We start from the raw sequence: 15711 nt of genomic DNA on the forward strand, positions 1-15711 counted from the left end.
CGCCCGGGATCCGCCATGGAAAGACGAGATCCGAGAAAGAGGTTCCCCTTGCCCGCGGACGTGCTCGCGCTGACCGGCGCGCAGCTGGGCGTCTGGTACGCCCAGCGCCTCGACCCCGCCGACCCGAGCTTCAACGTCGGCCAGTACGTCGAGCTGTGCGGACCCCTCGACCTGGACCTGTTCGGCGAGGCCGTACGGATCGGGGTCGGCGAGACGCAGGCCCTGAACGTGCGGATCGTGGACGGCCCCGACGGGCCGTGGCAGGTGATCGGCGAGGCCGCGGACTGGGACTTCGGCGTCGTCCGCTGCGACCCCGAGGAGGCGCTGCGCGCCATGCGGGCCGACCTCGCGGCCCCGGTCGACATCCTGACCGGGCCGCTGGTCGCCGAGACCCTCTACGAGGTCGGCCCGCAGCGTTACCTCTGGTACCAGCGTTTCCACCACATCCTCATGGACGGCTACAGCTTCGCCCTGCTGGCCGGGCGGGTCGCGCAGATCTACACGGCGCTGGCCGCAGGCAGGCCGTACGGGGACAGCCCGTTCGGGCGGCTGGGGGCGGTCGTCGGCCAGGAGGTCGACTACCGGACCTCAGGCGGGCGCGAACAGGACCGCGACTGGTGGCGCGAACACCTCGCCGACCGGCCGGAGGTCGCGGAGATCACCTCGGGGACCTCCACGTACGGCTTCCTGCGCGAGCGGGCCGAGTTCCCCGGCCAGGCCCTGCTCGCCGTCGCCAAGGAGGCGGGCGGGACCTGGGCCGACGCGGTGACCGCCGTCGCCGCCGCCTACACCTGGCGGATGACCGGAGCCGCGGACGTCGTCCTGGGCATGCCGTTCGCCGGACGGTTCGGCGTGGCGTCGATGCGCGTGCCGGGCATGACGGTCAACGTCCTGCCGGTCAGGCTCGTCCACGAGGCGGAGACGACGCTCACCGGCCTCGTCCGCCAGGCCGCCGCCGAGATCGTCGCCGTCCGGGCCCACCAGCACTACCGGGGCGAGGACCTGCAGCGCGACCTCGACCTGGTCGGCTCGGGACGCAGGCTGTACGGCCCCTCGGTCAACGTCAAGGCCTTCGACTACGAGCTCTCCTTCGCCGGGGTCGACGGCGTCACCCGCAACCTCGCCGCGGGCCCCGTCGACGACCTGGAGTTCTCCTTCTACAAGACCCCCGACGACGTCCTGGTCGTCGAACTCGACGGCAACCCCGGCAGGTGCACGCCCGAGACCCTCAGGGCGCACCTGCGGCGCTTCCTCGCCTTCGCCGACGCCCTGGCCGCGGCGCCGGGAACGCCGGTCGCGGAACTGCCGCTGATCACCCCGGCGGAACGCGACCTCGTCGTCGACGGCTGGAACGCCACAGGAACGCCCGTCACCGGCGCGACCCTCGCCGAGGCGTTCCGCGCCCAGGCCCGCAGGACGCCGGAGGCGGTCGCGGTCCGCGACCTGTCCGGCTCCGGGAACGGTCTCAGCTTCGCCGAGCTCGACGCCCGCTCCGACCGGCTGGCCGCGCTGCTGCTCGGCGGGGGAGCGGCCCCCGAGCGGACCGTCGCCCTCGAACTGCCCCGTGGCACCGGCATGATCGTCGCCCAGCTCGCCGCCCTCAAGTCCGGCGCCGCCCACCTGGTGCTCCCCACCGACCTGCCGGAGGAACGGCGCGCCTTCCTGCTGGCCGACGCCGACCCGGTGCTCGTGGTCACCCCGGAGACGCTCGCCGAAGCCGAGACGGAAGCAGGGGCGGGGACCCTCCCCGAGGTGACCGTACGGCCCGCCTCGCTGGCGTACGTGCTCTACACCTCCGGCTCGACCGGCCTGCCCAAGGCCGTCGCCGTCACCCACGCCACCCTCGCCAACCTGTGGGAACACCACCGCGTCACCCTGCACGCCGGACCCCGCAGGAAGGTCGCGCACTCCTACGCCTTCTCCTTCGACTCGGCGTGGGGGCCGTTCCTGTGGATGGTCTCCGGGCACGAACTGGTCGTCCTCGACGAGCACGAACGGCGTGACCCCGCCTCCTTCACCGGGGTCGACGTCATCGACGTCTCCCCGTCGTTCTGCCTGCAACTGGCCGACGCCGGCACGCTCGACCGGCCGGGACACCCCGGGCTCGTGCTGCTCGGCGGGGAGGCCGTGCCGCCCGCGCTGTGGCGGCGGCTGCGCGAGGCCCCCGGCGTGCGCGCGCACAACCTGTACGGCCCGACCGAGTTCACCGTGGACGCCCTGTGGGCCTGGCTCGACGACAGTGAGGAACCGGTCGTCGGCCGTCCCGTCGGCGGAGCCAGGGCCTACGTGCTCGACGCCCGCCTCGTCCCGGTGCCGCCCGGCGTGACCGGGGAGCTGTACGTCGCGGGCGGCGGCCTGGCCCGCGGCTACCTGAACCGGCCCGGCCTGACCGCGGAACGGTTCGTCGCCGACCCCTTCCAGCAGGGCGGGCGGATGTACCGCACTGGCGACATGGCCCGCTGGCGCCCCGACGGCACCCTGGAGTTCCACGGCCGTACCGATGACCAGATCAAGATCCGCGGCCACCGGGTCGAGCTGGGCGAGGTGGAGGCCGCGCTGGCGGCCGTGCCCGGCGTCACCCAGGCCGCGGCCGCCGTGCGCGGCGGGCTGCTGACCGGCTACGTCGTCGGCGACGGCCTTGAGGCCGCCCGGGTGCGGGGCACGCTGGCCGCCCGGCTGCCCGGCTACATGGTGCCCGCCGCCGTCGTCGTGCTCGCCGCCCTGCCGCTGACCGGGCACGGCAAGCTCGACCGGCGCGCCCTGCCCGCCCCCGAGTTCACCGCCACGGGCCGCCCGCCGCGCGACGCGACGGAGGAGACGCTCTGCGGGATCTTCGCCGAGGTCCTCGGCCTGCCCGAGATCGGCATCGACGACAACTTCTTCGAGCTGGGCGGCGACAGCATCACCTCCATCCAGGTCTGCGGGCGCGCCCGCAAGGCCGGGCTCGCGGTGACGCCCCGCCAGGTCTTCGAACTGAGGACCGTCGCCGGTCTGGCCGCCGTCGCGGGAGCCGTACGGCAGGCCCGTCCCGACGACGGTGTGGGGACCGTCCCGCTCACGCCCATCGTCGCCTGGCTGCGCGACCTCGGCGGCTCGGTCACGGCGTTCAGGCACACGGCCTCCGTGGACCTTCCCGAGGGGGTCACCGGCGAGCGGGTGCTTCAGGCGGTGCAGACCCTGCTCGACCACCACGACGCGCTGCGCGCCCGCCTCAACCCCGACTGGACCCTCGACGTCCGGCCCCCCGGCGCGGTCGCCGCCGCCGACGTCGTCGGTACGGCCGCCGACCCCGGGGACGACCTCGACCCGGAGGCGGGCCGCATGGTCGCCTTCACCCACGAACCGGGACGGCTCACCGTCGCCGTCCACCACCTCGTCGTGGACGGCGTCTCCTGGCGTGTCCTGCTGCCCGACCTGCGGGCCGCCCTCGAAGGACGGCCGCTCGAACCGGTCGGCACCTCGCTGCGCACCTGGGCGGCCACCGTGGCAGGCCTGGACGTCTCCGGCGAACTGCCTTATTGGACCGGGGTTCTCGACCGGCCGGGACCGAGGCTCGGCGCGCGCAGGCCGGGACCCGGTGACACCGTCGGCACCGCCGCGCGCTCCGTCGTCACCGTGCCGCCGGGCCGTACGGCGCCGCTGCTGGCCGCCGCGGCCCGCTGCCGCGCAGGGGTGGACGAACTGCTGCTGGCCGTCCTGGCCAGGGCCGTCGGCGGGGACGAACTGTTGGTGCAGACCGAGGGACACGGCCGTGACCTGATCGACGACCTCGACCTGTCGCGCACCGTCGGCTGGTTCACCGTCGAACACCCCGTCCGCGTCCGTCTCGACGGAGCCGGGACCCCGGCCGACACCCTCAGGAGGGTGAAGGAGGCCGTCAGGTCGGTGCCCGGCGGCGGACTCGGCTACGGCGTCCTGCGCCACCTGCGCGGACTGCTCGACGGGCTGCCGCAGCCGCAGATCCTGTTCAACTACCTCGGCCGTTTCGCCGCGGGCGCCGCCTTCACCGCCTCCGACGACCCCGCCATGCCCACGCCGTACGCCCTTGAGGTCAACGCCTTCCTGCACGAGACACCGCAGGGGCCCTCGCTGGCCGTCCACCTGTCGAGCCCGCCCGGCGTGCTCGACCTGGACGACCTCGGCGCGCGCTGGGACGCCGCCCTCGACGAACTGGCCGCGACGCCCGACGCGCTCGTCCCGTCCGACCTGCCGCTGGTCGCCCTCACCCAGCGGGAGGTCGACCGCCTGCCCGGGGACGCCGCCGACGTGCTGCCGCTCTCACCGCTGCAGGAGGGCCTGCTCTTCCACGCCAGCGCCGACGAACTCGACGTCTACACCTCGCTGACCCACCTCGACCTCGAAGGGCCGGTCGACGGGCTGCGCGGGCGGATGGAACGGCTGCTCGCCCGGCACGACAGCCTGCGCGCGGTCTTCCTGTCCGACGGCTTCGACCGGCCCGTCCAGGTCATCCCGGCCCGGGCGGAGCTGTCCTGGCGGGAGCTCGACCTGTCCGGCGAGCCGGAACGCCTCGACGAGGTCGAACGCGCCGAACTGGCCCACCGCTTCGACCTCACCCGCTCGCCGCTGCTGCGCTGCCTGCTCGTACGGCTCGGCCAGGACCGCCACCGGCTGCTGCTGACCGGCCACCACATCGTCGCCGACGGCTGGTCGACCCCGCTCATCGTGCGCGAACTGGTCTCGGGCACCGCCGAGCCGGCACCGCCGTACCGGGACTACCTGGCCTGGCTGGGCCGCAGGGACACCGAGGCCGACGCCGCGGCCTGGCGCGAGGCGCTGGCCGGGCCGGTCGAACCGACCCTGGTCGGAGGCGCCGAACCCGCGCGAACCCCCGTCCCGCCGCGTGAGGTGGCCGTCGAGCTGCCCGCCGCCGCGGGTGAGCGGCTCGGCGTGTTCGCCAGGCGGCACGGCCTGACCCTCAACACCGTCGTCCAGGGGGCCTGGGCGATCCTGCTCGGCGTGCTCACCGGACGCGACGACGTCGTCTTCGGCGCGACCGTCTCCGGCCGTCCCGCCGACCTCGACGGCGTGGAGAACATGATCGGCCTGTTCAGCAACACCGTCCCCGTCCGGGTGCGGCTCGATCCGGAGGAGGCGGCGCTCGCCGCGCTCACCAGACTCCAGGCGGAACAGGCCAGGCTGCTCGACCACCAGTACCTCGGCCTGGCCGAGATCCAGGCCCTCGCCGGAGCCGGGACGCTCTTCGACACGCTGCTCGTCTTCGAGAACTACCCGGCCGGGCAGGGCGTGCCCGGCGGCGAGGTCACCGTGACCGGCGCCGGCAACCGGGGCCACACGCACTACCCGCTGACGCTGCTCGTGCTGCCCTCGGGAAACCCGGTGCTCGGCCCCGACGGCGGCGGCCCCCGGTTCGTCCTGGAGTACCGGCCGGACGCGTTCGGCGACGACGAGGCCCAGGCCGTGGCCGCCCGTTTCGCCCGGGTGCTCGCGCAGCTCACCGCGGAGGTCGCCGTCGGCGAGATCGACGTGCTGATCGAACGCGAGAGCGTCCTCGGCGACTGGATCGCCACCGAGGCGGAGATCCCCGCGGGAACCGTCGTGGACGTCTTCGAGGCGCAGGTCGCCGCGACCCCGGACGCGACCGCGGTGGTCTCCGGCACGACCGTCCTGACCTTCGACCAGCTCAACCGGCGCGTCAACCGGCTCGCGCACGCCCTGACCGGGCTCGGCGCCGGGCGGGAGACACTGGTCGCGCTCGCGCTGCCCCGCTCGGCCGACCTGGTCGTCGCGCTGCTCGCCGTACTGAAGACCGGGGCCGCCTACCTGCCGATCGACCTCGACTACCCGGAGGAACGGCGGCGGCTCATGCTCGCCGACGCCCGCCCCGTGCTGGTCCTGACCAAGCTCCCGGAGACCGACGACGGCCCGGAGACCGACCCCGTCGTCGAACGCGATCCCGCGCAGCAGGCCTTCGTCATCTACACCTCCGGCTCGACCGGACGCCCCAAGGGCGTGCAGATCGCCCACCACGGCCTGATGAACCTCTACCGCGACCACCGTGACACCGTCTTCGCCAGGGCGGTCGAGGCGGCGGGCGGGCGGAGGCTGCGCGCCGCGCACACCGCGTCCTTCTCCTTCGACTCCTCCTGGGAGCAGCTGCTGTGGCTGCTGTGCGGCCACGAGCTGCACGTCTTCGACGAGGAGACCCGCCGCGACGCCGAGGCGACCGTCGCGCTGGTCGCCGAACGGCGCATCGACACCCTCGACGTCACCCCGACCTTCGCCGAGCAGCTGCTCGACTGCGGTCTGCTCGACGGTGAGCACCGGCCCGTGCTCGTGCTGCTCGGCGGCGAGGCCGTGCCCGACGCGCTGTGGCGCCGCCTGCGTGAGACCCCCGGCGTGCTCGCGCACAACTACTACGGCCCGACCGAGGACACCGTGGACACCCTCGGCGCCGACCTCGCCGAGAGCCCCACCCCGGTCGTCGGACGGCCCATCGCCAACACCCGCGTCTACGTGCTCGACCGCAGGCTGCGCCCGGTGCCGCCGGGTGTCGCCGGCGAGCTGTACATCGCCGGGGCCGGTCTGGCCCGCGGCTACCTGAACCGGCCGGGCCTGACCGCGGAACGGTTCGTCGCCGACCCCCTCAGGTACGGCGAGCGCATGTACCGCACCGGGGATCTGGCCCGCTGGCGGGCCGACGGCACCCTGGAGTTCCTCGGCCGCACCGACGACCAGGTGAAGGTACGCGGCTACCGGATCGAGCTGGGCGAGGTCGAGGCCGCGCTCACCGCGCAGCCCGGGGTCTCCCGCGCCGCCGTGATCGTCAGGGACGACCGGCTCGTCGCCTACGTCGTCGCCGACGGGCCGGTCGACCCCGGCGCGCTCGGCCTGCCCGCCTACATGGTCCCCGCCGTCGTCCCCCTCGACGCGCTGCCGATGAACGTCCACGGCAAACTCGACCGCGCAGCCCTGCCCGCCCCCGGGGTGAGCCGTACGGCGGGACGCGCGGCCAGGGACGAACGGGAGGAACTCGTCCGCGGCGTGCTCGCCGACCTGCTCGGTGTGCCCGCGATCGGCGCCGACGACGACTTCTTCGCCCTCGGTGGCCACTCGCTGCTGGCCGCCCGCGCCGTCAACCGCATCCGGCGCGCCCTGGACACCGGCCTGGCGATCAGGGACCTGTTCGAGGCGCGCACCGTCGCCAGGCTCATGCCCAGGCTCGGCGGCGCCGCCCGCGCGCCGCTCACCCGCATGCCGCGCCCGGAACGGGTGCCGCTCTCGGCCGCCCAGCGCCGCCTGTGGTTCCTGCACCACCTCGAAGGCCCGAGCCCGGTCTACAACATCCCGCTGCGCCTGCACCTGACGCTGGGCGCCGACGCCGCCGCGCTGCGCGCCGCCTGGCACGACGTGACCGGCCGCCACGAGATCCTGCGCACCGTATACCCGGACGCCGAAGGCACGCCGTACCAGGTGGTCCTGGACGTCCGGCCGCCGCTGACGACCGTGGCGAGCACGGCGGAACGGCTGGCGGACGACCTCGCCGAGGCCGAGGAGTACGGCTTCGACCTGCCCGCCGAGCCACCGCTGCGCGGGACGCTGTTCACCCTCGGCGACGGACGGCTCGTCCTGTCGGCCGTCTTCCACCACATCGCCAGCGACCAGTGGTCGGAGGGGGTGTTCCTGCGTGACCTGGCGAGCGCCTACGAGGCCAGACTGGCCGGGCGGGAACCGGAGTGGCCCGACGTCCTGCAGTACGCCGACCACACCCTCTGGCGCCGGGACGTCCCCACCGAGGAGGACGAACGCCACTGGCGGGAGGCGCTGGCGGGCATCCCCGACGAGCTGGCGCTGCCCTACGACCGGCCCAGGCCGCACACCCCGACCCACCGGGGCGCGACCGTACGGCTTCGCCTGCCCGACGACGTCCACCGGGGCGTCGCGGCGCTGGCCGGGCGCGGCGGCGCGACCCCCTTCATGGTGCTGCAGGCCGCCGTCGCCCTCCTGCTGGGCAGGCTCGGCGGCGGGGACGACATCCCGCTCGGCGTACCCGTGGCGGGCCGCCCCGACGAGGCCCTCGACGACGTCATGGGCCTGTTCGTCAACACGCTCGTGCTGCGCGCCGACCTGTCGGGAGACCCGTCGTTCGACACGCTGCTCGGCCGGGTGCGCCAGACGGAACTGGCCGCGCTCGCCCACCAGGACCTGCCGTTCGAGCGGCTCGTCGACATCGTCGCCCCCACCAGGTCACTGGCCAGGCACCCGCTGTTCCAGGTCATGACCCAGTACCACCGGGCGGAACCCGCCGTCGCCCTCGGCGAGCTCGAACCAGACCTGAGCGTCCACGCCCGCTTCGACCTGGCCTTCAACGCCGTGGACGACGGCGAGACCACACACCTGTCGATCATCTACGCCCGCGACCTGTTCGACGACGCGACCGCCGGACTGCTCGGCGACCGGCTCGTCCACGTGCTGCGCCAGGTGCTGGCCGACCCGGCGCTGACCGTCGGCGCGGTCGACGTGCTGTCCCCCGCGGAACGCGGCCGGATCACCGGCGAGTGGAACGACACCGCCCGCGAGGTGCCCTCCGGCACGCTCAGCCGCCGCATCACGGCCCAGGCCCGCCGTACCCCGGACGCCCTGGCCGTGGCCGCCCCCGAGGAGTCCGTGAGCTACGCCGAGCTGGAGCGGCGCGCCGACCGGCTGGCCTGGGAACTCGCCGAGGACGGCGCCGGGCCCGAGACGATCGTCGCGATCTCCGTCCCCCGCTCGGCGGAGCTGATGGTCGCGCTGCTGGCCGTGCTGAAGACCGGGGCGGCCTACCTGCCGATCGACCCCGACTACCCGGCGCGGCGGCGTGAGCTGATGCTCGACGACGCCCGCCCCGTCCGGTTGCTGACCTTGGAGGACGTTCCCCGTGAGGGCGGGGACCGGCCCTTCCCCGACGCCTCGGCCCCCGGCGGCCCGGCCTACGTGATCTACACCTCCGGCTCGACGGGACGGCCGAAGGGCGTGGTGGTCGAGCACCGGGCGATCGTCAACCGCCTGGCCTGGATGCAGGCCGAGTACGGCCTCACCCCGGACGACCGGGTGCTGCAGAAGACCCCCGCCGGGTTCGACGTGTCGGTGTGGGAGTTCTTCTGGGCGCTCTGCGAGGGCGCCGCCGTGGTCCTGGCCGCGCCCGGCGACCACCGCGACCCCGCCAGGCTCGTCCGGCTCATCCGGGAGCGGTCCGTCACGGTCGCCCACTTCGTGCCGTCCATGCTGCGGGCCTTCCTGACCGACCCCGGCGTGCCCGGCTGCGTGAGCCTGCGCCACGTCGTCTGCTCCGGCGAGGCGCTGCCCGCCGACCTGGCCGCCGACTTCAGGAGGGCGCTCGGCGCCGGGCTGCACAACCTGTACGGCCCGACCGAGGCCGCCGTGGACGTCACCTACCAGGAGTACACCGGCGACCCCGGCGCCGCCACGGTCCCGATCGGCCGCCCGGTGTGGAACACCGGCGTCCACGTGCTCGACGCCGCGCTGCGCCCGGTGCCGGTCGGCGTCCCCGGCGAGCTGTACCTGTCGGGCGTCCAGCTCGCCCGCGGCTACCTCAACCGGCCGGGCCTGACCGCGGAACGGTTCGTCGCCGACCCGTCCGGGCACGGCGAGCGCATGTACCGCACCGGGGACCTGGCCCGCCGGCGCCCCGACGGCACCGTCGAGTTCCTCGGCCGCACCGACGACCAGGTGAAGATCCGCGGGCAGCGGATCGAGCTGGGCGAGGTCGAGGCCGCGCTGCGCGCCCTTCCCGGCGTACGGCAGGCCGCCGCGGCCGCCGTCGAGGGCCGTCTGATCGGCTACGTCGTCGGCGCCCCGGAAGGCGCCTCAGAAGGTGCCCCGAACGGTGCCCCAGACGGCGCGCTCGACCCGGCCGCGCTCCGCGCCGAACTGGCCTCGTGTGTCCCCGGCCAGCTCGTGCCCTCGGTGATCGTGCCGATCGACGCGCTGCCGCTTTCCGTCAACGGCAAGCTCGACCGCCGCGCGCTGCCCGTCCCCGCCGCGCCCGAGGCGCCCGCCGCCGCGAAGCCCGCCAGGCCGGGCGAGGAGGCCATGGCCGCCGCCTTCGCCGAGGTGCTCGGCCTGGGCGCGGTCGGCGTCGACGAGGACTTCTTCGGCCTCGGCGGCGACAGCATCATGTCCATCACCCTGGTCGCCAGGGCCCGCGCCGCCGGGCTGACGATCACCGCCAAGGACGTCTTCGAACACCCGACCGTCGCCGGGCTCGCGGCCGTCGCCACGGCGGCGGAGCCCGCCGCCGTGACGCCCGCGGAACCCGAGGAGGACGCGGGCGGCCCGCTGCCGCTGCTGCCCGTCATGCACTGGCTGCGCGAACAGGGCGTCCCGATCGAGGACGTGCACCAGGCCAGGCTGCTGCGGGTGCCGCCCGCGCTCGGCGTCGAGCGGATCACCGCAGCCTTCGACGCCCTCGCCCGCCGCCACGACGCGCTGCGGCTGCGCCTGACCAGGCCGCACCCCGCGATCTGGTCGGCGGAGATCACCCCGGAGGCGGCCCCCTTCGAGGTGCGCCGGGTCACCGGACTGGCCGGCCTCGAAGCCGAGTACCGCGCCGCCGTCGGACGGCTCGACCCGGCGACCGGCGCGGTCGTCCAGGTCGTCTGGTTCGACCTCGGCGAGGAACCGGGACGCCTGCTCGTCGTCGCCCACCACCTCGTCGTCGACGGCGTCTCCTGGCGCCTCCTGCTGCCCGACCTGGCCGCCGCCGTCGAGGGCCGCGACCCCGCCCCCGTCCCCGTCTCCCTGCGCCGCTGGTCACGGCGGCTGAGTGAGGAGGCGCACACCCCCGGGCGGCTCGCCGAACTCGACCACTGGCTGGCTGCCGTCGCCCCCGGCGCCACCCGCCTCGCGGCGGCGTCCCAGGTGCCCCCGGTGTCCCGGGTGTCCGGTACGGAGCCCGCCACGCACGAGACCGTCCTGGACACCGCGCTCACCCGGAGCCTGCTTTCGGCCAGGGGCGGGATGAACGCGCTGCTGCTCACCGCGCTCGCCCTGGCCCTGCCCGGCGACGGCCCGGCCCTGGTCGAACTGGAGGGCCACGGCCGCGAACACGCCGAACTCGACCTGTCGCGCACCGCGGGCTGGCTCACCGCCGTCCACCCGGTGCGTCTCGACGCCGGGACCTCCGGGAACCCCGGGAGCCCAGCCGGCACGGTCGCGGCGTTCAAGCGGGTCAGGGAACAGCTGGCGGCGGTGCCCGACGGCGGCCTCGGCTACGGCCTGCTGCGCCACCTCAACCCGCAGACGGCCGCCGTGCTCGCCGCCGCGCCCCGCCCGGAGATCCTGTTCAACTACCTGGGCAGGTTCGGCGTCGGCGGCGCCGAGGACTGGGGCATCGCCGACGAGACGCTCCCCGAGATCGGGACCGGCGCCTCGCCGTACGGGCTCGAGGTGGACGCCGTCACCCAGGACAGGCCCGAGGGGCCGACGTTGCGGGTCACCTGGACCTCGGCCGTCCTCGACGGCGCGCAACTGGCCGGTCTGGCCGGTCGCTGGGAGGCGGCGCTGGCCGAACTCGGCGCCCCCGGCGCCCTCGACGACGCGCTGACCCCCTCCGACCTGCCGCTGGTCTCCCTCACCCAGGCGCAGATCGACGAACTGCCCCCCGGTACGGCCGAGGTGCTGCCGCTCGCGCCGCTGCAGGAGGGCCTGCTCTTCCACGCCACCGTGGACGAGGGCGCGCTCGACGTCTACACCGTGCAGAACTTCCTCGAACTGCGCCGCCCGATGGACGCCGGACGGCTGCGCGAGGCCTGGCGGCGGCTGACCGCCCGCCACCCCAACCTGCTGGCCGGATTCAGATACGACGGCCTCGACCGGGCCGTCCAGTTCGTGCCTAGGACGGCCGAGCTGCCGCTGACCGAGATCGACCTGACCGGTCTCACCGGGCGGCCCCTCACCGGGCAGGAGGCGCGGGCGGAGGGCATCGACCTCGGCTTCCTCACCGACCCGGCGCAGCGGGACGCGGTCGCGCGGATCCTGACCGAGGACCGCGCCAGGCGCTTCGACCTGACCAGGCCGCCGCTGGTGCGCTTCACCCTGGTCAGGCTGGCCCCCGACCACCACCTGCTGGTCATGATCCACCACCACATCCTGTGGGACGGCTGGTCGGAGGGGCTGTTCCTGCGGGAGCTGTTCGACCTGTACGACGGCCGCGAGCCCGAACGGGTCACCCCCTACCGGGACTACCTGGCCTGGCTGTCGCGGCAGGACACCGGCGCCGCGTTCGAGGCCTGGAAGCAGGCCCTGGCCGGGCTCGCCGAGCCGACGCTGCTGGCCCCCACCGGGGGCGAGCTGACCGCGGTCGTGCCCGACGCCGTGCTGGCCGAACTGCCCGACGGGTTCGGGCCTAGCCTGGTCGCCCAGGCCAGACGGCACGGCCTGACGCTCAGCACCCTGCTGACCGCCGCCTGGGGCATGGTCCTGGCCGGGGTCACCGGCCGCTCCGACGTCGTGTTCGGCAGCACCGTCTCAGGACGGCCCGCCGAGATCCCCGGCGTCGAGTCGACCATCGGCCTGTTCCTCAACACCGTCCCCGTGCGGATCACCCTCGACGCCGACGAGACCCTCCTGGACCTGCTCACCCGCCTGCAGCGCGGCCGCTCCGCCGTACTGGCCCACGAACACCTCGGGCTCGGCGAGATCCAGCGGGCGGCGGGACTCGGTCAGCTCTTCGACACCCTGTACGTGCTGCGCAACTTCGGCGACGACGAGGAGGAACGCCTGCGCGTCACCGCCTCGTACGGCATCGCCGAGATGGACAGCGTGGACGGCACCCACTACCCGCTGACCCTCGTCGTCACCCCGGACGAACGGCTCAAGGTGTCGCTGGCCTACCGGCCCGACGTGTTCGACCGGCCGCTCGCCGAGGCGATGCTCGCCCGCTTCACCCGCCTGCTCGAACAGATCGCCGGGGACCTGACGACGCCCGTCGGCCGCCTCGACCCGCTCGGGCCGGACGAACGCCGGCTGGTGCTCCAGGAATGGAACGCCACGGATCACCCGCTGCCGGACAAGACCGTGGCCCGCCTCCTGGAGGAACAGGCCGCGCGCACCCCCGGCGCCGTCGCGCTGGTCTTCGGCAGGGAACGCCACACCTACGCCGAGCTCAACGCCCGCGCCAACCGCATCGCCAGGATGCTGGTCGGGCGGGGCGCCGGGCCGGAGCGGATCGTCGGGCTCGCGCTGCCGCGTTCGGCCGACATGGTCGCCGCGCTGTTCGCGGTGCTCAAGACCGGTGCCGCCTACCTGCCGCTCGACCTGGACTACCCGGCCGACCGGATCGAGCACATGATCGACGACGCCGGGCCGGTGTGCGTGCTGCGCCCCGGGGACCTGGACGGCCTGGACGGGCTGCCCGGTGACGACCTGGGCCTGGAGTTCCCGCTGAGCCACCCGGCGTACGTCATCTACACCTCGGGCTCGACCGGGAGGCCGAAGGGCGTCGTCGTGCCGTACGCGGGCCTGACCAACATGCAGTTCAACCACCGCAGCGAGATCTTCGACCCGGTCGTGGCCTCGGCGGGACGGCGGCTGCGGATCGCGCACACCGTCTCCTTCTCCTTCGACATGTCGTGGGAGGAACTGCTGTGGCTCGTCGAGGGGCACGAGGTGCACGTCCTGGACGAGGAGATGCGCCGCGACGCGCAGTCGCTCACCGCCTACTGCGCCGAGCACCTCGTCGATGTCGTCAACGTCACCCCGTCCTACGCCCAGCAGCTCGTCGAACACGGCCTGCTCGAAGGGCACGTCCCGCCGCTGGTGCTGCTCGGCGGCGAGGCCGTCGGCCACGCCCTGTGGGAGACGCTGCGCGCCACGGAGGGGACACTCGGCTACAACCTGTACGGTCCGACCGAGTACACCATCAACACCCTCGGCGGCGGCACCGGAGACAGCGTCACCCCCATCGTCGGCCGCCCGATCTGGAACACCCGCGTCTACGTGCTGGACGACCGGCTGCGCCCGGTCCCCGTCGGCGTCGCGGGCGAGCTGTACGTCTCCGGGATCGGCCTGGCCCGCGGTTACCTGAACCGGCCCGGCCTCACCGCGGAGCGCTTCGTCGCCGACCCCTTCCAGGACGGCGAGCGCATGTACCGCACCGGCGACGTCGTGCGCTGGCGCGGCGACGGCAACCTCGACTTCCTCGGCAGGGCCGACGACCAGCTGAAGATCCGCGGCTTCCGGGTCGAACCCGGCGAGATCGAGGCCGTCATCGCCGCCGAACCCGGAGTCGGCCAGGTGGCGGTCGTCGCCCAGCCGGGCCCGGTCACCCGCCTGGTCGCCTACGTCGTGCCCTCGGGGGACGGCCCCGGCGACCTGGCGGCGTCCCTGCGGGAACTGCTGCCCGGCTACATGGTGCCCTCGGCGTTCGTCACCCTCGACGAGCTGCCGCTGACCATCAACGGCAAGCTCGACCGCAAGGCGCTGCCCGCCCCGGACTTCGCCGCCGCCGTCTCCTCCCGCGAGCCGCGCGACGAACGCGAGGCCGCCCTGTGCCGGGTCTTCGCCGAGGTGCTCGGCCTGCCCAGGGTCGGCGTCGACGACAGCTTCTTCGAACTCGGCGGCCACTCGCTGCTGGCCATGCGGCTGGCCGCCAGGATCAGGGCGGAGCTCGGCACGCCGCTCAAGCTGGCCACCGTCATGGCCGCCCCGACCCCGGCGGAGCTGGCCGTACGGCTGGCCGGGGGAGCGCCGGGCGGATTCGACGTGATCCTGCCGCTGCGCGCCTCGGGCGACCTGCCGCCGCTGTTCTGCGCGCACCCGCCCGCCGGGTTCGCCTGGCTGTACGGCGGGCTGCTGCCCCACCTCGACCCGCGCAGGCCCCTGTACGGCATCCAGGCGCCCCAGCTGACCGGGGAGGACTTCGCCCCGGAGACCATCCGCGACCTGGGCCGGGCCTACGCCGACCGGATCGCCGCCGTCCAGCCCGCCGGGCCGTACCACCTGTTCGGCTGGTCCTTCGGCGGGCAGGTCGCCTACGCGATCGCCACGGCGTTGCGCGAGCGGGGGCAGGAGGTCGCCTTCCTCGGTGTGCTCGACACCTTCCCGATGGACGCAGAGGAGGAGCCGAGCCGTACCCCGCAGGAGCTGGACGAGCTCAGCCGGGCCGAGACCGAGGAGTTCCTGCAGGGGCTGCGCGAGTCGGCGGGCGTGCTCGCCGACTTCGACGACGCCACGGTACGGGCCATCGCGACCGTCCACCGCGCCTGCATGGACCTGCTGCTCGGCGCGGACTACGCCCGCTACGACGGCGACCTGCTCGTCGTCACCGCGACCAAGGACCGGGTGGAGACCGGTGACCACCTGCAGTGGGCCGCCCACGTGGACGGGACGATCGTCAACCACGACGTGGACTTCACCCACGCGGAACTGCTCACCCCCAGGGCGCTCACCGTGATCGGCCCCATCGTGAACCGCGCGCTCAACGAGATCCAGACCACGAGACCAGCACAGGAGAACCCCCGATGACCAATCCCTTCGAAGACGCCGACGCCCGCTACCTGGTGCTGGTGAACGCCGAGGGGCAGCACTCGCTGTGGCCCGCCTTCGCCGACGTGCCCGGCGGCTGGGAGAGCGTCCACGGCCCGGCCTCCCGCGCCGACTGCCTGGCCTACGTCGAGGCCAACTGGACCGACATGCGCCCGAAGAGCCTCGTCGCCGAGATGGGCGGCTGAG

The 15711-nt window shown here is 74.3% G+C and carries 2 protein-coding genes; both read left to right on the plus strand.

The window, feature by feature from the left end; genetic code table 11:
• Positions 1 to 48: 48 nt before the first annotated feature.
• Positions 49 to 15504 carry an amino acid adenylation domain-containing protein gene (locus ACFYY8_RS05615; protein ID WP_390037467.1) on the plus strand — a complete coding sequence of 5152 codons (15456 nt, stop codon included), beginning with the start codon at positions 49 to 51 and terminating at the stop codon, positions 15502 to 15504.
• Positions 15501 to 15710: an MbtH family protein gene (locus tag ACFYY8_RS05620; protein ID WP_352009151.1), complete on the plus strand. Its 210-nt coding sequence runs from the start codon at positions 15501 to 15503 to the stop codon at positions 15708 to 15710. Before ACFYY8_RS05615 ends, ACFYY8_RS05620 begins: the two co-directional genes overlap by 4 nt.
• Position 15711 lies beyond the last annotated feature (1 nt).

The organism is Streptosporangium sp. NPDC001559, from assembly GCF_042893955.1.
GTDB lineage: Bacteria > Actinomycetota > Actinomycetes > Streptosporangiales > Streptosporangiaceae > Streptosporangium.